The sequence below is a fragment of the Kitasatospora sp. NPDC058218 genome (assembly GCF_042882445.1).
Lineage (GTDB): Bacteria > Actinomycetota > Actinomycetes > Streptomycetales > Streptomycetaceae > Kitasatospora.
Genome location: NZ_JBHVWC010000020.1, coordinates 101,259 through 126,911, shown reverse-complemented (window position 1 = coordinate 126,911; position 25,653 = coordinate 101,259). Strand labels below are relative to the sequence as shown.

The following is a 25,653-nucleotide window of genomic DNA, read 5'->3' as shown; positions in this document are numbered from 1 at the left end:
GACCGGTCCTAGAGGCCGGTGAAGCCGCGCTCCAGCACGGCGAAGGTGTGGTCGACCAGGTCCGCGATGTCCTGCCGGCCGCCGCTCTCGGCCCACCGCAGGGCGGTCTCGGTGGTCGCCGCCCCGATGGCGGCCGCGGTGATCCGCATCTCGAAGGTCGGCTCCTCGACGCCGTGGCGCCGGGTCAGGACATCGAGGTAGAGCCGCTGCGGGTCGTTGGCGGTCTCGTGCATCCTGGCGCGCAGCGCGGGGACTTCGGAGATCAGGCGCATCCGGGTGAGCAGTTCGTCCCGTTCGCCCTGGGGCAGTTCGCGGACCAGAACGACGAGGGTCTCCCGGCAGGACCGCAGAAACGGTTCGTCAGAGGGTCGGGCCAACAGCGCGGTGACCATCGCGGGGTCGTACTCGTCGCTGAGGACGAGGTCCTCCTTGGTGGCGAAGTACCGGAAGAAGGTGGACTGCGAGACCTCGGCCGCCGCCGCGATCTGCTCCACGGTGGTGCTCTCGTAGCCCTGGGCGGCGATCAGCCGGTAGGCCTCGCGGCGGATCGCCTGGCGGGTCTTCAGCTTCTTCCGTTCGCGCAGCGACAGCGGCGCCTCCAGCATCGCCTGGACCGTGTCGGCCGGGTCCGCCGGGGGCGCCGTGGTCGGCTGCGTTGCGCTCATACCTTCGATTATCCGTGATCGGCGGCGGGGACGGCGGCGGTCTCCGCCGCCGGGTCGGCGCCGGTGGCGACGCGTGCCTCGGCGGCCGGCATCCGCAGCGCGACCAGCACCGCCGACAGCAGGGCGATCACCCCGGAGACCAGGAGGACCACCGTCATGCCGTGGACGTAGGCGGCGTGGGCGGAGGCGGCCAGCGCCTGGTCCCCCGAGGCGGTGGCCACCGCGTCGGCGGCGACCACCGACTGCTCGGCCCGGTGCGCGGCGTCGGCGGGCAGCGCGGCGGTGTCCAGCGCGCCGCGGTACGAACCGGCCAGCAGGCTGCCGAAGACGGCGACCCCGATCGCGCCGCCGACCTGGCGCAGCGTCTGCATCAGCCCGGAGCCGACCCCGGCCCGGGCCGGCGGCAGGGTGAGCAGGGCGGAGGCCTGGGCGGTGATGAGCGACAGGCCCATGCCCAGGCCGAGCAGGGTGAGCCAGACGGCCGCCAGGCCGTAGCCGTCGGAGACCGCGGTGCGGCTGCCGAGCAGCAGGGCGGCGGCCAGTGAGGTCAGTCCGAGGGCGATCACCGCCCGGGGGCCGATCCGGGCGACCAGCCCCTCGCTGAGCCTGGCGGCCACCATCAGCCCGAGCATCATCGGCATCAGCCGCAGGCCGGTGCCGAAGGCGTCCGCGCCCAGCACGCTCTGGAAGTACAGCGGCAGTACGAAGAACGCGCCGAAGAGCACCAGTGAGACCAGCGTCGCGGCCACCGCGGCCCAGCGGAACGTCGGGTCCGCGAGCAGGGTGAGGTCGAGCATCGGGGCGCGCTGGTGGCGGCTGCGCAGCACCAGGACGGTGAGGGCGACCAGCGAACCGCCGATCACGCCCAGCACCAGCGGGTCGGCCCAGCCGCGGTCGGGGCCCTCGATGATGCCGTAGGTCAGCGCGGCCAGACCGCCCGCGCCGAGCACGGTGGCGAGCACGTCGATCCGGGGCGCGGTGGGGTTGCGGGTCTCCGGGAGCAGCAGGACGCAGGCGACGATGCCGATCACCGTCAGCGGGACGTTGATCACGAAGATCGAGCCCCACCAGAAGTGCTGCAGCAGGAAGCCGCCGATCAGCGGGCCGAGCGGGGTCCCGGCGGCGAGCGCGGCGGAGAGGATCGCGGTGGCGCGGCGCTGTTCCCCGGCCGGGAACAGGCCGGGGATCACCGCCATGGACATCGGCATCACCAGGGCGCCGGCCAGGCCCATCGCGGCGCGGGCGGCGACCAGGGTGCCGGGGCTGTCGGCGAGCATGCCGACGGCGGAGGCGAGGCCGAACAGGGCGAGGCCGACGGTGAGCGTGCGGCGGCGGCCGAAGCGGTCCCCGAGCAGGCCGGCCGGGAGCATCGCGGCGGCGAAGACCACGGTGTAGGAGTCGACGATCCACTGCTGCTGCCCGGTGGTGGCCTGCAGTTGGGAGGCCAGGGTCGGCAGGGCCACGTTGAGGATCGTCATGTCGAAGCTGATGACCAGGACGCTCAGCGCGACGGCGACCAGCGCCAGCCAGCGCCGTGGGTCCGGTCCGGGTGGGGCGGGCGGGGCGGGGACGGCGGGCGTGGGCACGGCAACCTCCGGAGCCTTCGGGGGAGTCACTGTCAAATGACAGTAACTCCCAAAAGGTGGCCGCCGTCAACATTCCGGGATTCGATGAAGTGTCGTCACGTTGTGTGACGTGTCCTGGAAGTGCGCGTTCCGCACAAGGAATTGACGCAACGTTGATCTGGCGTTCGCCGCCTCGGGGCGACTTCGGGTGACTGACGGTAGATACGATGTGGCAATCGGTCAGTGCGGGCCGAAGCGTGCCGAGAGCGGAGAAGGGGTGGGGCGGCAGGAGCCGACCACGAGCCCGGCGCAGGAAGGGGAAGTCGAATGGCCGGCAGGGAGTCGAGCGCCCAGATCTGGGGTGCGGCAGTGGTGGTGGCGTCCGCGCTGGCCGTGGTCGCGGCCTATCTGATCAACGGTGCCGCACTGGTGCTGGGGGTCGCCGGGGTCGAGGTGCTGCTGCTGATGGTGTACGTCGGACGGCGCTGGCAGCTGCTGCACCAGCCGGCCGGGCCGCGCGACCGGCGTCCGCGGCGCGGGCACCGGTCGGGGCGCGGCGTCCCGGACGCCGCGCACTGTGAGCGCTGCCGCCGGGCCCGCGAGGCGCTGGACGCGCGGCAGGCCGGCTCCCGCCCGTACGGGGCGCGCGAGCAGCTGATCCGCGAGCACCCGGGCCGGGACTATCCGGTGCGTGAGTACCCGGCCGCCGGGCGCCCGGCCGCCGGGGGTCCGGCTGTCGAGGGGTCGGGTTACGACGGACCGGGGTCCGAGGGACTGACGTCCGAGGGGTTGACGTCCGACCATCCGGGCCACGACCGTGCGGCCCGTGAGCGCGTCGCGCGGGAGCGGGCGGGGCGCGAGCGTTCGCCGTACGAGCGCCCGGCGTACGAGCGCCCGGGGCACGACGGACCGGCGCACGAGCGCCCGGACCGCGGCCGGCCGGGCAGGCCCGGTCCGGACTGGACGGCGGAACGGGCGGCCGCCCGGTCGTCGGACCGGTCGACCGCCCGTCGTGGGGCGCCGGGTTCAGCCGGCCGCGCTGTACGCCACCAGTGAGACCCCGACGTACTGCACGATGAAGGCTCCGAGGGTGAAGGCGTGGAACACCTCGTGGAAGCCGAACCAGCGCGGTGAGGGGTCGGGTCGCTTGAGCCCGTACACCACGCCGCCGACGCTGTAGAGCACTCCGCCGACGATCATCAGCACCAGCACCGCGACCCCGCCGGTGCGCAGGAAGTCCGGCAGGAAGAAGGCGGCGGCCCAGCCCAGCGCGATGTACACCGGCGTGTACAGCCAGCGCGGCGCGCCGACCCAGAACACCCGGAACGCTATCCCCGCCAGCGCACCGCCCCAGACCGCCCAGAGCAGCACCTGCTGCGCGGCGCCGTCCAGCAGCAGGATGGTGAACGGGGTGTAGGTGCCCGCGATGATCAGGAAGATGTTCGCGTGGTCGAGGCGGCGCAGTACGGCGTCGCCGCGCGGTCCCCAGGTGAAGCGGTGGTAGACCGCGCTGACCCCGAACAGCAGCCAGGCGCTGACCGAGTAGATCGTGCAGGCGATCTTGGCGGGTGTGGAGTCGGCCAGGCAGATCAGCACGATCCCGGCGGCCACCGTGGCGGGGAACATCCCGGCGTGCAGCCAGCCTCGCCAGGTCGGCTTGCTCTCCGCACGCTCCGCGCTCTCCAGGAGCTCAGCAGTCATGGGCAGCATGCTACCCGTTACCTACGCATCCGTAGGTTACTGACGCGTAGGAAGTGGTGATCATCACTACTTGGACGTTTTGGAGTGTTCGGAGGTCGGGTGCGAGAGGTCAGGGTCGGCCGGAGGCGACTGATTACCAACAAGTAACCAGACTGAATGTAGTAAAAGATGAGTCAATTTCACCGTTGCGCCGTGTTCCGGGCTTGAGGCCGGAGCTACGCTGCAAGCACCCTCAAACCCCCGCTACGCCGTCTCCGTGCCGAGATGGCGTGAAACGGAGCGATCGTGTCGTACGAGAACCTCGCTCTCAGCGCATCCGCGCCCACCCGTCACAAGCGCCTGCTGGCCTGGGTGAGCGAGATCGCGGAGCTCACCCAGCCGGCCCGCATCGAGTGGTGCGACGGGTCCGAGGAGGAGTACCAGCGCCTCGCGGACCTGCTGGTGGCTCAGGGCACCTTCAGGAAGCTCGACGAGAAGAAGCGCCCCAACTCCTACTACGCCGCCTCGGACCCCACGGACGTGGCGCGCGTCGAGGACCGCACCTACATCTGCTCCGAGCAGGAGAAGGACGCCGGTCCGACCAACAACTGGAAGGCCCCCGCCGAGATGCGGGAGGTCTTCCAGGGCGAGAGCGGTCTCTTCCGCGGCGCGATGAAGGGCCGCACGATGTACGTCGTGCCGTTCTCGATGGGCCCGGTCGGCTCCCCGCTGGCCGCCTACGGCGTCGAGATCACCGACTCCGCCTACGTCGCCGTGTCGATGCGTGTGATGACCCGCATGGGCCGGGCCGTGCTGGACCAGCTCGGCGAGGACGGCGACTTCGTCAAGGCCGTGCACACCGTCGGTGCCCCGCTCGCCGAGGGTGAGGCGGACGTGGCCTGGCCGTGCAACAGCACCAAGTACATCTCGCACTTCCCGGAGACCAGGGAGATCTGGTCCTTCGGCTCCGGCTACGGCGGCAACGCCCTGCTCGGCAAGAAGTGCTACGCCCTGCGCATCGCCTCGACCATGGCCCGCGACGAGGGCTGGCTGGCCGAGCACATGCTCATCCTCAAGCTCACCCCGCCGAACGGCGAGGCCACGTACGTCGCGGCGGCCTTCCCGTCCGCGTGCGGCAAGACCAACCTCGCCATGCTCCAGCCGACCGTCCCGGGCTGGAAGGTCGAGACGATCGGCGACGACATCGCCTGGATGCGCTTCGGCGCCGACGGCCGGCTCTACGCGATCAACCCCGAGGCGGGCTTCTTCGGTGTGGCCCCCGGCACGGGCATGGACACCAACGCCAACGCCATCGAGACCCTCTGGGGCAACACCGTCTTCACCAACGTCGCGCTCACCGACGACGGCGACGTCTGGTGGGAGGGCCTGACCGACGAGCCGCCGGCGCACCTGACCGACTGGCGCGGCAACGACTGGACGCCGGAGTCCGGCACCCCGGCCGCCCACCCGAACGCCCGGTTCGCCGTCCCGGCCGCGCAGTGCCCGACCATCGCGCCCGAGTGGGAGGACCCGGCGGGGGTGCCGATCTCGGCCATCCTGTTCGGCGGCCGCCGCGCCACCGCCGTCCCGCTGGTGACGGAGTCCTTCGACTGGCAGCACGGTGTCTTCCTGGGCGCGAACATCGCCTCCGAGAAGACCGCCGCCGCCGAGGGCACCGTCGGCGAGCTGCGCCGCGACCCGTTCGCGATGCTGCCCTTCTGCGGCTACAACATGGGTGACTACTTCGCCCACTGGCTGAAGGTCGGCGCCCGGGCGGACGCCGCCAAGCTGCCGAAGATCTACTACGTGAACTGGTTCCGCAAGAACGGCGCGGGCGACTTCGTCTGGCCCGGCTACGGCGAGAACAGCCGCGTGCTGAAGTGGATCGTCGAGCGCCTGCAGGGCACCGGCGAGGGCGTCGAGACCCCGATCGGCGTGCTGCCGACCGTCGAGGGCTTCGACCTGGACGGCCTGGACCTCTCCGAGGCCGACCGGGACCTGCTGTTCACCGTGGACGCCGACATCTGGCGTCAGGAGGCCGCGCTCGTCCCGGCCCACCTGGAGCTCTTCGGCTCCCACACGCCCACCGAGCTGTGGGACGAGTACCGAGACCTGGTCGCCCGCCTCGGCTGAGCCTGAGCCTCAGCGCGGCGAGTAGTGGTGGGTGCGTGGCACGAATCGCGCACCGACCGAGCGACAGGACGGCCGGAGCCCCGCCGGACGATCTTTCCCCGACCAAGGAGATCGTCCGGACCGGGACTCCGGCCGTAGCTTTTCCCGGCCGTCAGCGACACCGGCAGCAGCAGCAGCAGCAGCAGCGGCGGCAGGCCCCGGTGGGCAGCGGCCCACCGGGGCGTCAGGCGCGCGCCGGACGGCCGGCGGTCACGGTTGGGTGTAGCCGCCGAGGAAGTCGCCGATCCGGGTGACGGCGTCGGTGATCTCCTCGGCCCGGGGCAGGGTGACCAGGCGGAAGTGGTCCGGCTCGGGCCAGTTGAAGCCGGTGCCCTGGACCAGCAGGATGCGCTCGGCGCGCAGCAGGTCCAGCACCATCTGGGCGTCGTCCTTGATCTTGTAGACCTTCGGGTCCAGCCGGGGGAACGCGTAGAGCGCGCCCTTCGGCTTGACGCAGCTGACCCCGGGGATCTCGTTGAGCAGCCGGTACGCGGCGTCCCGGGACTCCAGCAACCGGCCGCCGGGGAGGACCAGGTCCTTGATCGACTGCCGGCCGCCGAGCGCCGCGGCCACCGCGTGCTGGGCCGGCATGTTGGCGCACAGCCGCATCGAGGCGAGCACGGTCAGGCCCTCGATGTAGCTGCGGGCGCGGTGCCGGTCGCCGGAGAGCACCATCCAGCCGGAGCGGAAGCCCGCGACCCGGTACGCCTTGGAGAGTCCGTTGAAGGTGACGCAGAAGAGGTCCGGGGCCAGTGTGGCCAGCGGGATGTGCTCGGCGTCGTCGTAGAGGATCTTGTCGTAGATCTCGTCCGCGTAGACCACCAGATTGTGCCGGCGGGCGATCTCGACCAGGCCCTCCAGGACCTCGCGCGGGTAGACCGCGCCGGTCGGGTTGTTCGGGTTGATCACCACGATCGCCCTGGTCCGGTCGGTGACCTTGGCCTCGATGTCGGCGAGGTCCGGGTACCACTCGGACTGCTCGTCGCAGCGGTAGTGCACGGCGGTGCCGCCGGCCAGCGAGACGGAGGCCGTCCAGAGCGGGTAGTCCGGTGCCGGGACGAGCACCTCGTCGCCGTCGTCCAGCAGGGCGGTCATCGCCAGCTGGATCAGCTCCGAGACGCCGTTGCCGAGGAAGACGTCCTCCACGGTGAGACCGTGCAGCCCGCGCTCCTCGTAGTGCATCACCACGGCCCGGCGGGCGGCGAGCAGGCCCTTGGAGTCGCCGTACCCGTGCGCGGAGGAGAGGTTGCGCAGGATGTCCTGGAGGATCTCCGGGGGCGCGTCGAAGCCGAACACGGCGGGATTGCCGGTGTTGAGCTTCAGGATGCGGTGGCCCTGTTCCTCCAGCCGCATCGCCTCGTCGAGCACCGGGCCGCGGATGTCGTAGCAGACGTTGGCGAGCTTGCTGGACTGGATGACCTGCATGCCTGCCTACTTTAGGGGCTTCCCGGGCCGGTCCGGCGCGCGTGCGGGGACACGCGCCGGACCGGCTTCAAGGGCCTCCTTGGATCGGCAGGCGGAGCTGTCAGCCGGCCTTCCAGATCAGGGGCTCGGTGTCCAGAACGCTGCCGAAGACGAGGAACTTCGGCGGGGTGTTGGTCGGGACGAGATAGACCGCACACTGCTGCTGGGCCTGGCCGTCCGCCAGGGTGCCGGGCTTCTTGCCGGAGTCGCACTGCGGGATCGACTTCAGGACGGTCGGGGCGGGCAGGACGCCGCCGGTGGCCGCCGTGTCCGACTTCACCTTGAACCGCATCATGAAGTACTCGTCGGTGAGCGGGGCACCGGTGCGGTTGGTGAACGAGACGGTCACGTAGTACGGCGTCTTGCCGTCGAGGTCGGCGGGCTTGAAGTTGTACGGCGCGATCTCGGCGAGGGTGCCCTTGACCACCGAGACCGGGGTGACGTCGGCCTTGGTCTTGCCCAGGTAGCTGCCGGTGGCGGTGGGCGCCAGCGGGTTGTCGTAGCCGATCTTGCCGCTGCCGGAGCCGCCGGTGGCCCCGCCGATCGGGTTGCCGCTGGTGGCGGCGGACGGGGCGGGGTTCGGCGTCGTGCCCCCGGTGCCCCCGGTGCCCGCGGTGCCGCCGGTGGCCGCGGGGGCCCCGGTGGCGCCCGGCGTGCCGGTGGCGGCGACGCTCGCGCCGCCGGCGCCCGCCGCGCCCGGAGCGGCCGGGTCCTCGTTCTCCGGACCGCAGGCGGTCAGCAGGAGCGCCAGCGCGGCGAGCGGGACGGCGGCGCGCAGCGCGTTCTGAGTGTTGGTCACAGTGCTTCCCCGTGGATGATGTGGTCGGTGCGGCGCCGGAATTCGGATGTGGCGCCGCGAGGTCGGACGCCGGCGAGTGCCGGGCGGTTCCCGGGGAACGGTACCGGTGCCCGTGGACCGGTTCCGGCGGTGGACGAGAGGGGGCGCCGTGATCGCGGTCGTGCTCGGGGCGGTGCTGGGCGGCCTGCTGGTGGCGCCCGCGCTGCGGGGTCTGGTGGTGCGTTACGCCGTGCCGCAGGACGGGCCGTGGCGCACGCGGTGCCCGGTCTGCGAACGGGGGTTGCGCGGCCTGCCGCCCGGTGGGCGCTGCCCGGGCTGTCGGGAGCGGCTGGGTCCGGGCGCCTGGCAGGTGGAGGCGGTCACCGTGGCGGTGGCGGCGGCCGTGCTGTCCGCGGCGCACCCGGCCGACGCGGTGCTGCTGCTGTGGGTGGCCGGCCCCGGGGTGGTGCTCGGCTTCACCGACGCCCGGGTGCGGCGGCTGCCGTACCCGCTGAGCTGGACGCTGGCGGCGGGACTCGCCCTGCTGCTGGTGGTGGTGGAGGTGGCGGACGGCAGCCCGGGTGTGCTGCTGCGCTGTCTGCTGGTGGCGCTCGTGGCCGCCGCGCTGTTCGAACTGCCCGGTTGGTTCGGCCTGATGGGCGCGGGGGACACCGTGCTGGCGCTCGGCCTCGGCGCGCTGCTCGGTCGGTACGGCTGGTCGGCCGCCTTCACCGGGCTCTTCGCGGCCTCGGTGCTGGCGGGGCTCTGGGCGGTGGCCCGGGCCGCGGCCGCCCTGGTGCGGCGGCGGTCGGTGCGCGGACTGGACCTGCCGATGGGCCCGTTCCTGCTGCTCGGCACGCTGGCGGCGGTGCTGCTGCAGTAGGGCCGGGCCCGCGGACCGGGGTGGTGGGGGCCGCGACGGGCGCGTACGGATCTCATGACGAACGGGGCCCGCCGTACCGGTCGGGTACGACGGGCCCCGTTGTCGGCGCGCAGGCCCCACCCTCAAGGAGCGGCGCGCCGGGGGGAGTTACGGCATCTGGTGGACGAACGGGCCGACCGCGTTGGAGAAGGCGTTCCCGTTGTTGGCGTCCCAGTTGGTGGACCAGGTCATCGCGCCGCGGATGGTGGGCCACTTGGCCGGCGGGACGAAGCTGCCGCAGTTCTTGCCGGTGGCCAGGCAGTCCAGCGCGTTGTTCACGACGGTCGGCGAGACGTAGCCGCCGCCGGCCGCCTTGCTGGAGGCCGGGACGCCGATGCCGACCTGGTCGGGCCGCAGGCCGCCCTGGATCTGGGTGCAGACCTGCGCGGTGATGAAGTCGATGGTGCCCTGGTTGTAGACCTTGCCGTCGCAGCCGTTCATGCCGCCCGAGTTGTAGAACTGGGTGTTGACGACGGTCAGGATGTCCTTGGTGTTCAGCGCCAGCTGGAAGTAGGCGCCGGCGGTGCTGTACATCCCGATGGTCTCGGGGGCCATCGTCAGGATGAAGTTCGGGCCGACCTTGGCCTGCAGGCTGTGCAGCGCGTTGCCGAGGTAGGTCGGGTTGACGCCGTTCTCCAGGTCGACGTCGATGCCGTCGAAGCCGTAGTCCTTGATGATCGCGTAGGCGCTGTCGGTGAACGCGGCCGCGGCGGTGGCGTCGCCGACGGAGATCGCGCCGTTCTGGCCGCCGATGGAGAGGACGACCTTCTTGCCGGCCGCCTGCTTGGCCTTCACGTCGGCGCGGAACTGCGCGTCGGTGTAGCCGCCGAGGGCCTTGGAGAGCGCCGGGTCGAGGGTGAAGCTGATCGCCCCGCCCTTGGCCGGCACGGCGTCGGCGAAGGAGACCGCGATGATGTCGTAGGCGCTCTGGACGTCGCTCAGCTTCTGGACGGTCGCGCCGTTGTCGAAGTTGTGCCAGTAGCCGGTGACCACGTGCTTCGGCAGGCCGGTGACCGGCGGGGTGGTGGTCGCGGTCGCCGTGGGGGTCGGCGTGGCGGTCTGGGTCGGGGTGGCGGTCGCCGTGGGGGTGGCGGTCGCGGTCGGCGAGGCGGTGGCCGTCGGCGAGGCGGTCGCGGTCGGCGTGGCGGTGGCCGTCGCGGTCGGGCTCGGCGTGGAGGTGCCGCCGGGGCCGCTCAGCGTGAGGTCGTCCGCGAGGTAGGCGCTCTGGCCGTACCAGCCGTGCACGAACAGCGTGACGCTCTGGACGTTCGCGCCGGTGGTGAAGGTGGAGGAGAGCTGGTTCCAGCTGTTCTGGTTGGACCAGGTGCTCGGGTCGGTGCCGCCGGTGCCGCGGGCGCCGAGGTAGACGTACGGGCCCTGGACCCAGCCGCTCAGGGTGTAGCTGGTGTTGGGCAGCACGCTGATGGTCTGGGTGCACTCGGCGGTGTCCGCGGCGCCCGGGGTGGCCTGCAGGGCGCCGGTGCCGGAGTGGACCGTGGTGGAGACGACGCTCGCGGCGCCGGTACAGACCCAGCCGGCGGTCGAACCGGAGTCGAAGCCGCCGTTGGAGACCAGGTTGCCGGCCGCCGCGCTGGCACCGCCGGCGAAGAGGGCGAGGCCGCTGCCGGCGAGGACGAGGGCGGTGGCACCGGCGGCGAGGGCCGGGAGGGTGCTGCGCCGGCGCTTGTGCGCGGGCTGGTTCAGCGTACGGGCCATGGAGGTGCGCTCCTGTGGGGGAGGAGCGGCCGCCGCGGTGGGGGGCGCGGCGGCCGCGTGTGGGGGAGGGCTCCCTCCGAGCCGGAGGGCGCGCCGAGGCCTTCGGTTCGAGCGCCCGGAGGTGAGGAGGGAATTGCGTCCGCAGTACTGCCTTGGGCCGGGCGGTGGTTGGTGCTCGTTCCGCCCTGGGTCACAAGCTGGACTAGACCATTGGTGGTCGTCAAGCATTGGATCGTCGGCTTACGGATTCCTTAAGGAACCGGATACCGTTCCGTATCCGGAGCCCCGGTGGACACCGGGCGTTCGCGCGGGTGCCTTCCGGCCACTCGCGCCGCGCCACCCGCGACAGGCTCCGCACAGGACTGTGACCGGACCGCTACCTGCGGCTTTACCCACTCCCTCCGGGCCGGAGTAGGCTGCGCCGGGGGTTGTGACGTACCCCGGTGAATGAGTACGGAGGGGCCGAAAACCATGGGTCTGCGCGATGTCGTCGAACGCACGCCGGGTCTGCGCACCCTGCTGGACGGTATGTACGGCCTCTACGGCCGCCGGGTCGAGGTCCACCTCGCCCGTACCCCCCACCACATCGGCGTGATCCTCGACGGCAACCGCCGCTGGGCCAAGGCGACCGGCGGCTCCACCGCCTACGGCCACCAGCGCGGCGCCGACAAGATCAGCGAGTTCCTCGGCTGGTGCGACGAGACCCACGTCAAGGTCGTCACGCTCTGGATGCTCTCCACCGACAACCTCTCCCGGCCGGCCGACGAGCTGGTGCCGCTGCTCGGGATCATCGAGGACGCCGTCACCGGCCTGGCCGCCGCCCGCCGCTGGAAGGTCAACCCGGTCGGCGCGCTGGACCTGCTCCCGCAGCACACCGCGGACGTGCTCAAGCGGGCCGCCGAGGAGACCGCCGGGATCGACGGGATCACCGTGAACGTCGCCGTCGGGTACGGCGGCCGGCACGAGATCGCCGACGCCGTCCGCTCGCTGCTCCAGGAGCACGCCGGGCGGGGCACCTCGATCGAGGAACTGGCCGAAATCCTCGACGTCGAGCACATCGCCGAGCACCTCTACACCAAGGGCCAGCCCGACCCGGACCTCGTCATCCGGACCTCGGGCGAGCAGCGGTTGTCCGGCTTCCTGCTCTGGCAGAGCGCGCACAGCGAGTTCTACTTCTGCGAGGCCTACTGGCCCGCCTTCCGGAAGGTGGACTTCCTCCGGGCGCTGCGCGCGTACGAGGAGCGCCACCGGCGGATGGGCCTGTGACGCCCGCCGGCCCCCATCGGCCCCTGCCGACCCCCCAGTAGGCCTGGCCTACCCGGGCGCGGCGCGAGGTCAAACGTTCACCGGCAATGATCCGTCAGTTCTCCGAGAACGCGAATGCACCGCCCCTCGCCTGGGAATACTCCGAGCAGACCGGCCCCGAGGCCACCGGGGCAGCGGGGGCCGGCTTGCCGCGGATGACGCAGGGTCATCCGCTCTGGAGGCCTAGTGGTCAGTTCCAAGAGCCGCCGGACGCCAGACCGGCGCACGTACGTTCTCGACACCAGCGTGCTCCTGGCGGACCCTCTCGCCATGACCCGCTTCGAGGAGCACGAGGTCGTCCTGCCGGTGGTCGTGGTCACCGAGCTGGAAGCCAAGCGGCACCATCCGGAGCTGGGCTACTTCGCCCGCCAGGCGCTGCGACTCCTCGACGACTACCGCATCCGCTTCGGCCGGCTCGACGAGCCGATCCCGGTCGGCGAGCTCGGCGGCACCATCCGGGTCGAGCTCAACCACTCCGACACGTCGATACTGCCGGTCGGCTACCGCACCGCCGGCGGCGAGGCGGACAGCCGGATCCTGGCGGTCGCCCGCAACCTGCAGGCCGAGGGGTACGACGTCACCGTCGTCTCCAAGGACCTCCCGCTGCGGATCAAGGCCAGCTCGGTCGGCCTGCTCGCCGAGGAGTACCGGGCCGAGCTGGCGATCACCTCCGGCTGGACGGGCATGGCCGAGCTGCACGTGGCGGCCGACGAGGTGGACGCGCTGTTCGCGGCCGGCCACGACGCCGCGCTGGACGTCGAGGGAGCGGCGGAGTTGCCCGTCCACACCGGACTGGTGCTCAGCTCCGAGCGCGGCCGGGCGCTGGGCCGGGTCACCGGTGACGGCCGGGTCCGGCTGGTGCGCGGCGAGCGCGAGGCCTTCGGGCTGCGCGGGCGCAGCGCCGAGCAGCGGGTGGCGCTGGACCTGCTGCTCGATCCGGAGGTGGGCATCGTCTCGATGGGCGGCCGGGCCGGCACGGGGAAGTCCGCGCTGGCGCTCTGCGCTGGTCTGGAGGCGGTGCTGGAGCGGGGGCAGCATCGCAAGGTGATGGTCTTCCGGCCGCTGTACGCGGTCGGTGGCCAGGAGCTCGGCTATCTGCCGGGCTCCGAGACGGAGAAGATGAGCCCCTGGGCGCAGGCGGTCTTCGACACCCTCTCCGCCGTCACCACCCCGGACGTCATCGAGGAGGTCATCTCCCGGGGCATGCTGGAGGTCCTGCCGCTGACCCACATCCGGGGGCGCTCGCTGCACGACGCCTTCGTGATCGTCGACGAGGCGCAGTCGCTGGAGCGCAACGTCCTGCTGACGGTGCTCTCCCGGATCGGCCAGGGGTCGCGGGTGGTGCTGACCCACGACGTGGCGCAGCGGGACAACCTGCGGGTGGGCCGCTACGACGGCGTGGTGGCGGTGGTGGAGAAGCTGAAGGGGCATCCGCTGTTCGCCCACATCACGCTCACGCGCTCCGAGCGCTCGCCGATCGCGGCGCTGGTCACGGAGATGCTGGAGGACATCAACCCGTGATCCACCAGCAATAGGGGCATAATCGGACAATACGGTCAACTTCGGGCGTGGGGCCCGCTCCTGACGGGGCGGGCCCCCGTCCCTTTCATCACATCGAGTGCTTTCTGTCCGGGGAACTCCGGTGCGGTGAATGTGAGATGCGCCACGCAACAGGGAATTGCGTCGACAGTGCCCGGTGCGGCATGGTGAGGGTTCTGTCAGGCCCCGCGTACGGCATGACAGGGCCCCCGGGAGACCGTGGGCCCGGTCCGGATGGTCCGCCAACTCCGGTGGGTGGACGCACAATTGAACACCGATGAGCCGTACGCCGCCCGATCGCAACGCCCGGTCGCCCACCGCTTCCGGACGTCGGGTCAGTACCTCCCGTGACCAGCACCGTACGGAGGGCAGCGCCAAGGGGCATGTTGCGCCCGTACGGTCACGCATGGGCGATGCTGGAAGGAAACCATGTGACTCGGATCTCGGTCCGGGGAGTCGCTGTGGCCTCCGCCACCGCCGTCACCGCTGTCGGTGCCGTCGTGGGTATGGCCTCGGGCAGCGAGGGCAAGACGATGCAGACGGTCGACGTCGCCGGTGCGACCCTGCTTGCCGAAGTCCCCTCTGGCGCCCAGGCGCAGACCATCAGTGACAACATCGGCACGCAGGCCTCCGCCCAGCAGGCCGCCGCCGATGCAGCCGCCAAGGCTGCCGCGGAGCAGAAGGCCGCCGAGGAGGCAGCGCGCCAGCAGGCCGCCGCCGACGCGCAGGCCAAGGCGGACGCGCAGGCCAAGGCCGACGCGGAGAAGGCCGCCAAGGCGGCCGAGGAGAAGCGGAAGGCCGACGAGGCCGCCGCCAACCGCTCCAAGGCGCGTTCGGCGATGGCCGCCACCGACACGTCGGCCCCGCCGGTCTCGGTCAGCCCCGGCTCGGTCCAGGAACTCGCCCAGTCGATCGTCGGCAGTGACGCGCAGTTCCAGTGCTTCAGCCAGATCGTGAAGCGCGAGAGCGGCTGGGACTACACCGCGACCAACAAGAGCTCCGGCGCGTACGGCCTGGTCCAGGCGCTGCCCGGTACCAAGATGGCCTCCGCCGGCGCCGACTGGCGCACCAACCCGGCCACCCAGATCAAGTGGGGCCTGAACTACATGAACAGCCGCTACGGCAGCCCCTGTGGCGCCTGGTCGTTCTGGCAGTCGCACCACTGGTACTAGGAACCACGGGTACCGCGAACCGCGTTGCACCGCGCCCACGGCCCCCGACCGCTCCCCTGCGGTCGGGGGCCGTGGTGTGCGGCGGTCCGCCCCGCCGCCGTGGCCGTACAGAAGGCGGGCCGCCCCGCCCGGGCTGCGCTGACCAGTGCGCTCGCGGGCGGTGCGGGCCCGGGTGCGGACGCGGGGCGCGGGGAGGGGTCCTGGTTGCTCCCCGCACCGGCCGGTCCGCCGACAGATGGCTCCGGTTCTCGTTCGGACTCCTCCCCGCTGCCCGATGCCTGAAACCACCCGCTCCAGGATGGTTTGTCCGGATACGGATCGACCGGGCGGGGCGGTCGTCGCGCCGCGCGCCGCCGTCGATCCCCGCCAACCGACCCGCCCGCCGGACTCGCGCCGGCCCGGCCGGGTAGTTTCATCCCTGACGGCCGTGGCGGGACCCACGGCGTACCGCCGGCACGGCGGCCCAGCGGGGGAGCGGCGGTAGCGAGGATGGCGCGGGGCGGGAAGGCCTTCAAGGCCGTGGCCAAGGGCATGGCCGTGGTGGCGAGCGCGGCCGCCGTGATCGAGCGGCGCCGGCGGGCCGCGATCGCGGCCGAGTACCACGAACCCCCGGTCGAGGTGGCGCCGCCACCGGACCGGGCGCTGCCCCCGGCCGCGGTCGCGGCGGCCCCGGTGCCGGCGCCGCGCGAGGAGGTCGCCGCCGTGGCGCACACCCCGGCCCCGCCGCCGGTGCCCACGCACGGCGCCTTCGGGCGTGAACTCCACCCCGGACGGCCCGCCACCCCGGCCGAGGCGGTGCCCTGGGGTCTGCGGGTGGCCGCCGAGTCGACCTGGCGGCTGCTACTGCTCGGTGCCGCGCTCTACGTCGTCTTCATGGTCGTCGACATGCTGCGGCTGGTGGCCTTCGCGGTGCTGGCCTCGCTGCTGATCTCCGCGCTGCTGGAGCCCACGGTCTCCTGGCTGCGCCGGCACGGCGTACCGCGCTCGCTGGCCGCCGGCGGGGTGTTCATGAGCGGTCTGGCCGGGATCGGACTGGTCGGCTGGTTCGTGGTCTGGCAGGTCACCACCAACCTGTCCGACGTGACCAGCAAGGTCCAGGACGGTGTCGCGACCCTTCGGGACTGGCTGATCACCGGCCCGCTGCACCTGACCGAGCAGCAGATCAAGGACTTCGCCGACCAGATCACCAAGGCGATCAGCACCAACACCGATCAGCTCACCTCGGTCGGCCTCACCGGCGCCCAGATCGCCGTCGAGGTGCTGACCGCCGTCCTGCTCGCGTTCTTCACCACCTTCTTCCTCCTCTACGACGGTGAGCGGATCTGGAGCTGGGCGCTGCGCGGTCTGCCCCGGCACTCCCGCTACGCGATGGCCGGCGCCGGCCCGAAGGCCTGGGCCACCCTCACCGCGTACGTCCGCGGCACCGTCTGCGTGGCGTTCATCGACGCGGTCTGCATCGGCATCGGCATCCAGCTGCTCGGTGTGCCGATGGCGCTGCCACTGGCGGTGATCATCTTCCTGGGTGCCTTCGTCCCGCTGGTCGGCGCGCTGGTCACCGGGACGGTCGCGGTGCTGATCGCGCTCGTCACCACCTCCCCGTGGACCGCGCTGATGGTGCTGGTGGTGCTGATCGCCGTCCAGCAGCTCGAAGGTCACATCCTCCAGCCGCTGATCCTCGGCCGGGCCGTCCGGGTGCACCCGCTGGGTGTGGTGCTCGGCGTGGCCGCCGGCTCCATCATCGGCGGCATCGGCGGTGCCATCGTCGCCGTCCCGCTGATCGCGGTCACCAACACCGTGGTCGCCCACCTGCGCCGCCGCAACGAGGCCGGGCAGGCCGTCTTCACCGCGCTGGAGGCCGCCCGCGAGGCGGCCGTCGCCCGGACGGCGGCGTCCGCCGCGGCCGCCGGCGCCGCGGCGCGGGGTACCGCGGGCGCGCCGGCCGCGGCCGAGTAGGGCGGCGGGCCCGTACCGCCGCGCCGTGCGCGGGGCGGGGTCGCCGGAACGCACGCGGGCCCCCGCCGGACGGAAGTCCGGCGGGGGCCCGCGTGGTGTGGCGTGGGGTCAGACGTTCACGGTGGCCAGGGCGGCCTCGGAGTCGAGGACGCCGGCCACGGCCTGCAGCACGGCGGCGATCTTCACGGAGGCCTGGATGACCTCGCGCGCGACACCGGCCTTGCTCAGCACGCCCTCGTGGGAGTCGAGGCACTGGCCGCAGCCGTTGATGGCGGAGACCGCGAAGCACCAGAGCTCGAAGTCGATCTTCTCGACGCCCGGAGTGCCGATGATGTTCATCCGCAGACCGGCCCGCATGCTGCTGTACTCCTTGTCGGAGAGCAGGTGCGTGGTCCGGTAGTAGACGTTGTTCATCCCCATGATCGCGGCCGCGCCCTTGGCGGCGTTGTACGCCTCCGGGGAGAGGTTGGCCTTGGCCTCGGGCTCCAGCTCGCGCAGCACGGCGGGGCTGCGGGTGGCCATCGCGCAGGACAGCACGGTGCCCCAGAGCTGCTGGGCGGGGAGGTCGGAGTTGCCGATGACCGCGCTCAGGTTGAGCTTGAGGTCCTTGGCGTAGTCCGGGAGGGCGGACTTCAGGTCGTCGAGAGCCATGTCGGTCAGCCGGCCAGCAGGGCCTGGGCGTCGAGGGTGTCCTCGCCCTTGGTCCAGTTGCACGGGCACAGCTCGTCGGTCTGCAGGGCGTCCAGCACCCGCAGGACCTCCTTGGGGTTACGGCCGACGGAGCCGGCGGTCACCATGACGAACTGGATCTCGTTGTTCGGGTCGACGATGAAGACCGCGCGCTGGGCGGTGCCGTCCGCGCCCTCGACGCCACAGGCGCGCATCAGGTCGTGCTTGACGTCGGCCAGCATCGGGAAGGGCAGGTCGCGCAGGTCCTTGTGGTCCTTGCGCCAGGCGTGGTGCACGAACTCGGAGTCGCCGGAGACGCCGAGGATCTGGGCGTCGCGGTCCGCGAACTCCTCGTTCAGCTTGCCGAACGCGGCGATCTCGGTCGGGCAGACGAAGGTGAAGTCCATCGGCCAGAAGAAGACGATCTTCCACTTGCCCTCGTAGGACTTGTGGTTGATCTCGGCGAAGGCGTTCGCGGCGTCCAGGTCGACGCAGGCGTTGAGTTCGAACTCGGGGAACTTGTCACCGATCGTGAGCACGTTCGCTTCTCCTGAAGTGAGAGGGGTTTGTCCGGATTGCGGAACGGCTTCCACGATTCCACATCGTGGACTGATCAGGGAAATAGCTACACTCGATGTGTCTGATCGGAGAGAGTTATCAATACCCCTACGCCACCCTCCCGGCCCAAGCCCCGCAAGGGCGCTTCGCGCAAACCCGAAGCCGCTGTGGGAAGCGCCACACCCCGGAGTCTCCGTACACCGACGGTCGCGCAGCTCAAGGCCTTCGTCGCGGTGGCCGAGCACCGGCACTTCCGGGAGGCGGCGGCCGCCACCGGGACCAGTCAGCCGGCCCTGTCCGGGGCGGTCGCGGCGCTGGAGGAGTCGCTGGGCGCGCAGCTGGTCGAGCGTACGACACGCAAGGTGATCATCACTCCGCTGGGGGAGCGCGTGCTCGAACACTCGCGCCGGGTGCTCGCCTCGCTGCAGTCGCTGACCGAGGAGGTCGAGGCCGCCCGCCGCCCGTTCACCGGCCCGCTGCACCTCGGCGTCATCCCGACCGTCGCCCCGTACCTGCTGCCCACCGTGCTGCGACTGGTCCGCGACCGCTACCCGGAGCTGGAGCTGCACGTCCACGAGGAGCGCACGCCCTCGCTGCTGGAGGGGCTGGCCGCCGGCCGGCTGGACGTCCTGCTGCTCGCGCTCCCGGCCGGCGGGGTCTCGCCCACCCGGGACATCCCGCTTTTCGACGAGGACTTCGTGCTGGTCACCCCGCCCGGGCACGCGCTCGCCGGGCGGATCGACGTCTCGCGCGACGTGCTGCTCGACCTGGAGGTGCTGCTGCTGGAGGAGGGCCACTGCCTGCGCGACCAGGCCCTGGACATCTGCCGCGAGGTCGGCGCCGACCTCGGCGGCTCCACCACCCGGGCGGCCGGGCTCTCCACCCTGGTCCAGCTGGTGGCCGGCGGGCTCGGCGTCACCCTGCTGCCCGCCACCGCGCTGGACGTCGAGGCGGGCCGCACCGACCGGTTGGCCGCCGTCCGCTTCGCCGCCCCGCCGCCCGGGCGCCGGATCGGGCTCGCCACCCGGCCGGGCTCGGCCCGCAGCGCGGAGTACGACCGCTTCGCGGCCTCGCTGCGCGAGGTGCTGGCGGAGCTGCCGGTCCGGATCGTCGAGTAGGTCCGGTCCGGCCGATCCTGCCGTGCGCACGAGGGCCGGGCGCCGGGATGCTCCCGTGCCCGGTCGGGCGGCGCTCGCGGCCCCGGGTCAGCCGACCCGCGCCGCCGAGCCCAGGCAGAGCCCGATCGTGGTGGCGACCAGCAGGTCCAGCGCCCGCAGCGCCTCGGTGTCCGGCTGCTCGCCGCCGCGGCGCAGCACCAGGTAGCGGTCGGTCAGCCCGTCGAAGCCGGTCAGGAAGTGCGTGGCGATGTCGCGCGCGGGCAGTGCCAGCTCCAGCCCGTGGGCGTCGGCGAGCGCTTCGAGCATCTGCGAGGCGGTGCTCTCGATCTCGTGCTGCAGCGCGCGCATGATGTCCTGCAGATCGGGGTCGCGCAGCGCCAGCGCCGCGAACTCGTCGAGCAGGACGCAGCGCCCCTCCTCGCCGGTGGCACCGGCCCAGAGCGCGTGCACCATGGCCCGGATCTGCTCGCCGAAGGGCCCGTCGCCCGGTGCGGCGTCGCGCACCTGACCGACGAAGTCGGCCGTCAGCTGCTCGACCACGGCGCGGTAGAGGTCCTTCTTGGTGCCGAAGGTGTAGTGCACCGTCGCCTGTGCCACGCCGAGCTCGGCCGCGATCGCCCGGGTGCTGCCGGCGGCGACGCCCTCGCGGGTCATCAGGTCGATGGCGGCCCGGACCAGTTGCGGGCGTCTTTCGGAGGCGGGGACGTGTGCCATTGGGCCAGGGTAGCGCCACGGTCAAGTAACCCGGTCGGACGAATCTGTCGATCGATTATGTCGACCAACTTTGTCAGGTGACAAAGTTGGTCGTACGGTGGAGTCCGACCTGTTCGGGCACCTGCCCGCCGACCGACGTGATCGAGGGTTCACTCATGGCCACGTACCTGTACCGCCTGGGCCGCTTCTGCTTCCGTCGAAGGCGCGCCGTGCTCGCCGTCTGGATCGCCGTGCTGATCGCGGTCGGCGGCGCCGCCGGGGCCTTCGCGGGCAAGACCAGCGACGAGTTCAAGGTGCCCGGCACCGAGGCGCAGACCACCCTCGACCGGATCAAGGGCACCTTCCCGGAGCAGGGCCACGGCTCGGCGCAGGTGGTCTTCACCGCCCCGGAGCCCGGCGGCATCGCCGCCGCGGAGGCGGCCGGGGCCGTCACCGGGGCGGTCGGCCGGATCGCCGCCGTCCCCGGTGTCGCGGCCGTGCCCGACCCGTACGCCACCGGTGCGATCTCCCCGGACGGCCGGGTCGCGCTGGCCCTGGTCTCTTTCGACCGCCCGCTCGCGGACGTCACCGATCAGCAGCGCGACGCGGTGCGGGAGGCCGCCGGTCCGGCCGGCGCCGCCGGATTGACGGTCGCCTTCGGCGGCGACGCGTACAACAAGATGGCGCAGGTCGACGGCGGTGAGGCGGTCGGCCTGATGGTGGCCGGGGTGGTCCTGGTGATCACCCTGGGCTCGCTGGTCGCCGCCGGGCTGCCGCTGCTGACCGCCCTGCTCGGCGTCGGCGTGGCGATGGCCGCGCTGCTGGCCCTCTCCGGCTCGTTCGAGATCATCACCACCGCGCCGGTGCTGGCCCTGATGGTCGGCCTCGCGGTCGGCATCGACTACGCCCTGTTCGTCCTCTCCCGGCACCGCCGGCACCTCGCCGAGGGCCTGGAGCCGGCGGAGGCGGCCGCCCGGGCCAACGCCACGGCCGGCAGCGCGGTGGTCTTCGCCGGTCTGACCGTGGTGGTCGCGCTCGCCGGGCTCGCCGTCGCGGGCGTGCCGTTCCTGACCGTGATGGGCCTGTCCGCCTCCGGCGCCGTGGTGGTGGCGGTGCTCGTCGCGATCACCCTGCTGCCCGCGCTGCTCGGCTTCGCCGGCCGCGCCATCGACCGGCTGCCGGTCTGGCGGCGGGCGCTGGAGGCCCCCGGCCGGACGACCCTGGGCGAGCGCTGGGCGACGTTCGTGGTGCGCCGCCCGCTGGCCGTGCTGCTCGCCGGGCTCGCCGCGCTGGCCGCGCTCGCGGTGCCGGCCGCGAGCCTCAGCCTCGGCCTGCCGGGCGGCGGCTCACAGGCCGCCGGGACCGACGCCCGCACCGCGTACGACCGGATCGGCGAGAGCTTCGGCCCCGGCTTCAACGCACCGCTGGTGGTCGTCGTCGACGCCGCGGGCGCGCCGCAGCCGGAGCGGGCCGTGCAGGGCGTGGCCGAGCGGCTCGGCACCCTCGACGGGGTGCGGACGCTGCTCCCGCCGACCGTCGACGGGCCGAGCGGCACGGCCCTGCTGACCGTCATCCCGACCACCGGTCCGGACCACGCCGACACCAGGAAGCTGGTCGAGGAGATCCGCGACCAGCGCGCGGGACTGCAGGCCTCGACCGGCGCGCGGATCGACGTCACCGGCACCACGGCCGCCAACATCGACGTCTCCGCCAAGCTCGGCGACGCGCTGCCGCCCTTCGTGGCGGTGATCGGCGGCATCGCGCTGGTGCTGCTGGGGCTGGCCTTCCGCTCGATCCTGGTGCCGCTCAAGGCGGTGGCCGGCTTCCTGCTCAGCATCACGGCCTCGCTCGGCGCGGTGGTCGCCGTCTACCAGTGGGGCTGGCTGGACGGGCTGATCGACGTGCCGAAGGTGGGACCGGTGGTGAGCTTCGTGCCGATCCTGCTGATCGCGGTGCTGTTCGGGCTGGCGATGGACTACGAGCTGTTCCTGGTCTCCGGGATGAAGGAGCACCACGTGCACGGCATGGCGCCGCGGGACGCGGTGGTCGCCGGGGTGAAGAACGGTGCGCGGGTGGTCACGGCGGCCGCACTGATCATGGTCGCGGTCTTCGGCAGCTTCGTCTTCGGCCACGACCCGATCGTCCAGCCGATCGGCTTCGCGCTGGCGGTGGGCGTGCTGGTGGACGCCTTCGTGGTGCGGATGGCGCTGGTGCCGGCCGCGATGGCGCTGTTCGGCGGGGCGGCCTGGTGGTTCCCGAAGCGCCTGGAGAAGGTGGTGCCGCGGGTCGACATGGAGGGCGAGCAGCTGATGGCCCGGTTGGACGCGGAGCGGTCCGAGCGCGAGGGCGCGGGCACGGGCCGGGCGGGGACCGGGACGGCGGGCGGGGCCGCGCCGGCGAAGGAGCCGGAGCGGGTCTGACCCGGCCTGCCGAGCGGGCGCCCGGCCCTCGGCCGGGCGCCCTCGGGCCGGGGTACCGGGGCGCCCTACGGCAGCCGCTGCTCGAACCAGACCACCTTGCCGGTGCCGAGCCGGGTGGCACCCCAGCGCTCGGCGCACCTGGCCACTATCTGCAGCCCGCGCCCGCGTTCGTCCTCCGGCCCGGTGCGCCGCGGGCGGGGCAGCAGCGGGCTGTCGTCGCCGACCTCGCAGCGCAGCCGCGAAGTGCGGACCAGGCTCAGGGTGACCGGCCGGGTGGCGTGCTGGACGGCGTTGGTGACCAGCTCGCTGACCATCAACTCGGTTGCCTCGCTGAGCTCTTCGAGCCCCCAGCGGCGCAGCGTGTGGGCGGCCAGCCGGCGGGCCCGGCCGGGCGTCTCGTTGCGCGGCTGGAGGTACCAGTGCGCGACGTCCCCGGCCGGGATGCCGTCGAAGCAGGCGGCCAGCAGGGCGATGTCGTCGCCGCGGTCGCCCGGCGGCAGGATCCGCAGCGCCTCCTGGCAGAGCTGCTCGGGGGTGTGCCGCTGGGTGGCGGCCAGCCGGGCGCGGAGCAGCTCCAACCCGTCGCTCAGCGGGCGGTTGCGGGTCTCCACCAGGCCGTCGGTGAAGAGCAGCAGGGCGGAGCCGGGCGGGGCGGGCAGCTCCACGGAGTTGAAGTCGACCCCGCCGACGCCGATCGGCGCGCCCGAATCCAGCTCCAGCAACTCGGCCGTGCCGTCCGGCCGGACGAGCACCGGCGGGACGTGTCCCGCGTTGGCGATCACCACCCGGTTGGCGATCGGGTCGTAGACCGCGTACACGCAGGTGGCCAGGTGCTGTTCGCGGCCGAGCCGCTGGGCCTGTTCGTCCAGGTGGTAGAGCACCTCGTGCGGGGGCAGGTCGAGGGCGGCCAGGGTCTGGGCGCTGGTGCGCAGTTGGCCCATGATGGCGGCCGAGGTCAGCGAGTGGCCCATCACGTCGCCGACGATCAGCGCCACCCGGTTGCCGGGCAGCGGCACGGCGTCGTACCAGTCCCCGCCGACCTGCGCGCCGCGCTCGCCGGGCAGGTAGCGCTGGGCGAGCCGGACACCGTGCGGCTGGGGCAGGCGCAGCGGCAGCATGCTGCGCTGCAGCTCGTTGGCTATCTCCCACTCGCGGGCGTACCGCAGGGCGGTGTCGACGGCGAGCCCGGCCTGGGTGGCGAGGTGGGCGGCGGTGGCGGTGTCGGTGGCGTCGAAGCTGGGGCGGCCGGTCTTCTCGGGCGGTCGGCGGATCAGCACCAGCAGGCCCAGGACGGCCTTGCGCCCGCGCAGTGGCAGGGCGAGCACCGAGGAGCCCGGGGCGAGCCGGGCCAGCCCGCGCGCGCCGTACAGCTCGCGCAGCAGCTCGGTGGTCCGGTCGGTGCCGGTGCCGGTGCCGGTGCCGGTAGCGGGCGTGGCGGCGCCGAGGACGGCGGCCTCGGCGGGGCGGCGGCTGAGCAGGGTGTGCGCGAGCGCCCCGCCCCGGGTGACCGGGGTGGCGGGCCCGGTGTCGGCGGTCGAGCGCGAGCCGTACCGGGTGCCGTAGCGGGAGCCGCGGTGGTCGGAGCCGGTGGTCGGCCGGCCGCGGCGGCCGAGCCGGGTGCCGAGGCTGTGGTGGATCCGCAGTTCGTCGGGGAAGCCGGGCTCGCGCTCGACGTTGGGCAGCGGGTCGCGCAGGTGCACGACGGCGGCGTCGGCGAGGGTCGGCACGAGGACCCGGCAGATGTTGCGCAGCGTCGCGGCCAGGTCGAGGGCGCTGTTGATCCGCCGGGTGGCGGAGTCGAGGTAGGCGAGCCGCTCGGCGACCTGTCCGGTGGCGGTCCGCCCGGCGGCGGACTGCTTGTCGCAGCCCGGCTCGTTCGCGCGCGGCCCGGCGGTCACCTGTGCGGTGGTGGGCTGCGCGGTGGCGAGCCGCTCGACCGGGCTCGGCCCGGGTCCGGCCTGCTCGTCGCCGGCCTGTCCGTCGCCGGCCTCCGGGGCCGGCGACGGGCGGCGCTGGCCCGGGAGGGCAGGCGGCTGTCCGGCCTCGGGTTTGAGCTGGTCGCGCACGGCTGCCTGTCCTGGGATTGGTGGGGAGTGGTGGCTCTTCTGGTCTGGTGGACGGTCTGTCGGAGGGTGTGGCGAACGGTCAGCCGACGCGTCGGCAGCACAGGAACAGCTGCTCCTCCGGCGGCAGCGAGGTGCTGGCCGGCGCGTACGGATGCCCCGACTGCTCCTCGACGGCGAACCCGGACTCCACCAGGACCCGTTCCAGATCCTCCCGTAGATACCCGCTGATCCGCAGCTCCCGCCCGAGGAACGGCAGCGGGACGTGGTCCAGGTCCGCCTCGACCATACCGAGCGCCAGCAGCCCGCCGGGCCGCAGGAGTGCGCGCAGCCGGGTCAGCACGGTGGGGATCTCGTCCTGGGGGAGGAGGATGAGGGAGAAGAAGGCGGTGACGGCGGCGAACCCGCCGTGGCCCCGTGGGCCCAGGGCGGGGACGTTCCAGGCCCGGTCGGCGCGCTCGGTGGCCAGGTCGTACATGTCGATGCGGTGGAAGGCGGGGGCGAACGGCCCGCCGGGCGCCGCCTCGCGGGCCAGGGTGAGCATGACGTCCGAAAGGTCCGTGCCGGTGACGCGCATGCCGGCGGCGGTCAGCTGCCGGACGGTCGGATCGCCGGTGCCGCAGCCGACGTCCAGGACGGCGGCGCCCGGTTCGAGCCGGGCGAGCAGTCGGCGGCCGCAGGCGAGTTGGCCGCCCTTGGCGGGGAAGGCCTCGGCGTAACCGGCGCCGATGGTGTCGAAGGCGACGGCCTGCAGGGCCCGCTCGGCACGACGACGCAGGACGTCGGGCCCGTCGTCGCCGTCCGCGTCCTCGTCGAGGGGGAACGGGTCGGATATCTGTCCGGTCGTCACGATTGAGAGGCACCTTTCCACCCGGGCCTCCGGTCGGCCGGACGAGGCCGGCCCGCCGTCCTCCCGGCGCCCGCGTTGCCCCGCCGGCCCGCTGCCGGTGGCGGTACGTCACGCTCCCCGCGTCACACTGACTGCACGCTGACACTTTGCACAGAGACACTCTGCACTGCGGGAGCGCCGCCGCGCTGCCGTTTCCGGTTTCCGGATGCTCCGCCGGACAAGTGCACTCGTGTGTGTACTGGAATCTGAGAATATGCGTGATCACTGCGCCGTGGGGTCCCTTTCCGGCCAACTCGTGACGGTTGGGGTGCTGTGGCCCGGCTTGCGGAAGCACGAGGGTGCGGAGGGGGT

At 72.7% G+C, this 25,653-nt stretch carries 20 protein-coding genes; 9 read left to right on the top strand and 11 right to left on the bottom strand.

Features of this window, described 5'->3' with window-relative positions:
• Positions 1-8: 8 nt before the first annotated feature.
• Together ACFVYI_RS15345 and ACFVYI_RS15340 are read right to left on the bottom strand one after the other, a co-directional pair.
• Positions 9-665, bottom strand: coding sequence for a TetR family transcriptional regulator (locus tag ACFVYI_RS15345; protein WP_387885303.1), 657 nt, complete (start codon positions 663-665; stop codon positions 9-11).
• An 8-nt stretch (positions 666-673) separates the two neighbouring features.
• Positions 674-2,251, bottom strand: coding sequence for an MFS transporter (locus tag ACFVYI_RS15340; RefSeq protein WP_387885301.1), 1,578 nt, complete (start codon positions 2,249-2,251; stop codon positions 674-676).
• Between the two features lie 306 nt (positions 2,252-2,557).
• Between ACFVYI_RS15340 and ACFVYI_RS15335 the strand changes: the two genes are divergently transcribed.
• Positions 2,558-3,286, top strand: a complete 729-nt coding sequence (locus tag ACFVYI_RS15335; protein ID WP_387885299.1) for a hypothetical protein — start codon at positions 2,558-2,560, stop codon at positions 3,284-3,286.
• On the opposite strand, the gene ACFVYI_RS15330 is transcribed toward ACFVYI_RS15335, so the two are convergent.
• Positions 3,257-3,940, bottom strand: a complete 684-nt coding sequence (locus ACFVYI_RS15330) for a hemolysin III family protein (RefSeq protein ID WP_387885297.1) — start codon at positions 3,938-3,940, stop codon at positions 3,257-3,259. The genes ACFVYI_RS15335 and ACFVYI_RS15330 overlap by 30 nt on opposite strands.
• 276 nt (positions 3,941-4,216) lie before the next feature.
• Here ACFVYI_RS15330 and ACFVYI_RS15325 point away from each other — a divergent pair, with 276 nt between their 5' ends.
• Complete coding sequence (locus ACFVYI_RS15325) at positions 4,217-6,043, top strand: phosphoenolpyruvate carboxykinase (GTP) (protein ID WP_387885294.1); 1,827 nt, start codon at positions 4,217-4,219, stop codon at positions 6,041-6,043.
• Between the two features lie 249 nt (positions 6,044-6,292).
• Here ACFVYI_RS15325 and ACFVYI_RS15320 read toward each other — a convergent pair whose 3' ends face one another.
• Both ACFVYI_RS15320 and ACFVYI_RS15315 read right to left on the bottom strand, forming a co-directional pair.
• Complete coding sequence (locus ACFVYI_RS15320; RefSeq protein WP_387885291.1) at positions 6,293-7,507, bottom strand: pyridoxal phosphate-dependent aminotransferase; 1,215 nt, start codon at positions 7,505-7,507, stop codon at positions 6,293-6,295.
• Positions 7,508-7,607: 100 nt separating this feature from the next.
• Positions 7,608-8,345 (bottom strand): hypothetical protein, encoded by a 738-nt coding sequence (locus ACFVYI_RS15315; protein WP_387885288.1) that lies wholly within the window; start codon positions 8,343-8,345, stop codon positions 7,608-7,610.
• Positions 8,346-8,493: 148 nt separating this feature from the next.
• On the opposite strand from ACFVYI_RS15315, the gene ACFVYI_RS15310 reads away from it, so the two are divergent.
• Positions 8,494-9,207, top strand: coding sequence for a prepilin peptidase (locus ACFVYI_RS15310; protein WP_387885285.1), 714 nt, complete (start codon positions 8,494-8,496; stop codon positions 9,205-9,207).
• Positions 9,208-9,354: 147 nt separating this feature from the next.
• Here the strand turns inward: ACFVYI_RS15310 and ACFVYI_RS15305 are convergent, their stop codons facing one another.
• Positions 9,355-10,962: a chitinase gene (locus ACFVYI_RS15305; RefSeq protein WP_387885283.1), complete on the bottom strand. Its 1,608-nt coding sequence runs from the start codon at positions 10,960-10,962 to the stop codon at positions 9,355-9,357.
• A gap of 471 nt (positions 10,963-11,433) precedes the next feature.
• Here ACFVYI_RS15305 and ACFVYI_RS15300 point away from each other — a divergent pair, with 471 nt between their 5' ends.
• The 4 genes from ACFVYI_RS15300 (at position 11,434) to ACFVYI_RS15285 (ending at position 16,931) form a co-directional block, all read left to right on the top strand.
• Complete coding sequence (locus ACFVYI_RS15300) at positions 11,434-12,228, top strand: isoprenyl transferase (protein ID WP_360640229.1); 795 nt, start codon at positions 11,434-11,436, stop codon at positions 12,226-12,228.
• A 225-nt stretch (positions 12,229-12,453) separates the two neighbouring features.
• Positions 12,454-13,788, top strand: a complete 1,335-nt coding sequence (locus ACFVYI_RS15295; RefSeq protein WP_387885280.1) for a PhoH family protein — start codon at positions 12,454-12,456, stop codon at positions 13,786-13,788.
• Positions 13,789-14,219: 431 nt separating this feature from the next.
• The gene (locus ACFVYI_RS15290) at positions 14,220-14,978 is read left to right on the top strand and encodes a transglycosylase SLT domain-containing protein (protein ID WP_387885277.1); all 759 of its coding nucleotides are present in this window, start codon (positions 14,220-14,222) and stop codon (positions 14,976-14,978) included.
• Between the two features lie 489 nt (positions 14,979-15,467).
• Positions 15,468-16,931 carry an AI-2E family transporter gene (locus ACFVYI_RS15285; RefSeq protein WP_387885275.1) on the top strand — a complete coding sequence of 488 codons (1,464 nt, stop codon included), beginning with the start codon at positions 15,468-15,470 and terminating at the stop codon, positions 16,929-16,931.
• A 108-nt stretch (positions 16,932-17,039) separates the two neighbouring features.
• Here ACFVYI_RS15285 and ACFVYI_RS15280 read toward each other — a convergent pair whose 3' ends face one another.
• Both ACFVYI_RS15280 and ACFVYI_RS15275 read right to left on the bottom strand, forming a co-directional pair.
• Positions 17,040-17,582 carry an alkyl hydroperoxide reductase gene (locus tag ACFVYI_RS15280; RefSeq protein WP_387885272.1) on the bottom strand — a complete coding sequence of 181 codons (543 nt, stop codon included), beginning with the start codon at positions 17,580-17,582 and terminating at the stop codon, positions 17,040-17,042.
• Between the two features lie 5 nt (positions 17,583-17,587).
• Positions 17,588-18,139 carry a peroxiredoxin gene (locus ACFVYI_RS15275; RefSeq protein WP_360640214.1) on the bottom strand — a complete coding sequence of 184 codons (552 nt, stop codon included), beginning with the start codon at positions 18,137-18,139 and terminating at the stop codon, positions 17,588-17,590.
• A gap of 186 nt (positions 18,140-18,325) precedes the next feature.
• Between ACFVYI_RS15275 and ACFVYI_RS15270 the strand changes: the two genes are divergently transcribed.
• Positions 18,326-19,276: a LysR substrate-binding domain-containing protein gene (locus ACFVYI_RS15270; protein WP_387885269.1), complete on the top strand. Its 951-nt coding sequence runs from the start codon at positions 18,326-18,328 to the stop codon at positions 19,274-19,276.
• 87 nt (positions 19,277-19,363) lie between these two features.
• On the opposite strand, the gene ACFVYI_RS15265 is transcribed toward ACFVYI_RS15270, so the two are convergent.
• Positions 19,364-19,990 (bottom strand): TetR/AcrR family transcriptional regulator, encoded by a 627-nt coding sequence (locus ACFVYI_RS15265; protein ID WP_387885267.1) that lies wholly within the window; start codon positions 19,988-19,990, stop codon positions 19,364-19,366.
• A 155-nt stretch (positions 19,991-20,145) separates the two neighbouring features.
• On the opposite strand from ACFVYI_RS15265, the gene ACFVYI_RS15260 reads away from it, so the two are divergent.
• Positions 20,146-22,389 carry an MMPL family transporter gene (locus ACFVYI_RS15260; protein WP_387885264.1) on the top strand — a complete coding sequence of 748 codons (2,244 nt, stop codon included), beginning with the start codon at positions 20,146-20,148 and terminating at the stop codon, positions 22,387-22,389.
• A 65-nt stretch (positions 22,390-22,454) separates the two neighbouring features.
• On the opposite strand, the gene ACFVYI_RS15255 is transcribed toward ACFVYI_RS15260, so the two are convergent.
• The gene (locus tag ACFVYI_RS15255) at positions 22,455-24,455 is read right to left on the bottom strand and encodes a SpoIIE family protein phosphatase (protein ID WP_387885262.1); all 2,001 of its coding nucleotides are present in this window, start codon (positions 24,453-24,455) and stop codon (positions 22,455-22,457) included.
• A gap of 79 nt (positions 24,456-24,534) precedes the next feature.
• Positions 24,535-25,230 carry a class I SAM-dependent methyltransferase gene (locus tag ACFVYI_RS15250; protein ID WP_387885318.1) on the bottom strand — a complete coding sequence of 232 codons (696 nt, stop codon included), beginning with the start codon at positions 25,228-25,230 and terminating at the stop codon, positions 24,535-24,537.
• Positions 25,231-25,653: the final 423 nt, after the last annotated feature.

Coding starts and splice junctions, on each gene's coding strand:
- ACFVYI_RS15300 (WP_360640229.1), top strand. CDS start 11,434: ATGGGTCTGCGCGATGTCGTCGAACGCACGCCGGGTCTGCGCACCCTG.
- ACFVYI_RS15305 (WP_387885283.1), bottom strand. CDS start 10,962: ATGGCCCGTACGCTGAACCAGCCCGCGCACAAGCGCCGGCGCAGCACC.
- ACFVYI_RS15330 (WP_387885297.1), bottom strand. CDS start 3,940: ATGCTGCCCATGACTGCTGAGCTCCTGGAGAGCGCGGAGCGTGCGGAG.
- ACFVYI_RS15285 (WP_387885275.1), top strand. CDS start 15,468: ATGGCGCGGGGCGGGAAGGCCTTCAAGGCCGTGGCCAAGGGCATGGCC.
- ACFVYI_RS15260 (WP_387885264.1), top strand. CDS start 20,146: ATGGCCACGTACCTGTACCGCCTGGGCCGCTTCTGCTTCCGTCGAAGG.
- ACFVYI_RS15320 (WP_387885291.1), bottom strand. CDS start 7,507: ATGCAGGTCATCCAGTCCAGCAAGCTCGCCAACGTCTGCTACGACATC.
- ACFVYI_RS15280 (WP_387885272.1), bottom strand. CDS start 17,582: ATGGCTCTCGACGACCTGAAGTCCGCCCTCCCGGACTACGCCAAGGAC.
- ACFVYI_RS15335 (WP_387885299.1), top strand. CDS start 2,558: ATGGCCGGCAGGGAGTCGAGCGCCCAGATCTGGGGTGCGGCAGTGGTG.
- ACFVYI_RS15265 (WP_387885267.1), bottom strand. CDS start 19,990: ATGGCACACGTCCCCGCCTCCGAAAGACGCCCGCAACTGGTCCGGGCC.
- ACFVYI_RS15345 (WP_387885303.1), bottom strand. CDS start 665: ATGAGCGCAACGCAGCCGACCACGGCGCCCCCGGCGGACCCGGCCGAC.
- ACFVYI_RS15290 (WP_387885277.1), top strand. CDS start 14,220: ATGCTGGAAGGAAACCATGTGACTCGGATCTCGGTCCGGGGAGTCGCT.